The organism is Halomonas sp. SIMBA_159, assembly GCF_046536035.1.
Lineage (GTDB): Bacteria > Pseudomonadota > Gammaproteobacteria > Pseudomonadales > Halomonadaceae > Vreelandella > Vreelandella venusta_A.
This window is the reverse complement of record NZ_JAWJBT010001044.1, coordinates 1-255: the sequence shown is the minus strand read 5'-3', so window position 1 is coordinate 255 and position 255 is coordinate 1. Positions and strand designations below refer to the sequence as shown.

Below are 255 nucleotides of genomic sequence, written 5' to 3'. Positions count from 1 at the left end.
CTGGAGGCGCCGCAGCACGAATACACCCGGCAGCTGATCGCCGCGACGATCCACGAGCCGAGGGTGACGTCGATCGACGACCCCTCGCCCGTGCTCGTCGCGACAGGTGTGACCAGGATGTTCGGCGAGATCGCGGCGGTGAGCGATGCGTCGTTCGCCGTGCACGAGGGACGCACCCTCGGGATCGTCGGGGAGTCGGGCTCGGGCAAGACCACGCTCGCTCGGATGATCGTCGGCGTCGAGCAGCCCGACGAC

1 protein-coding gene is annotated in these 255 nt (G+C 69.4%); it reads left to right on the top strand.

Annotated elements, in window-relative coordinates; genetic code table 11:
* Positions 1 to 255 (top strand): ATP-binding cassette domain-containing protein (locus R0J87_RS22460; RefSeq protein ID WP_498889093.1); only part of this gene is annotated, 255 nt, incomplete at both ends.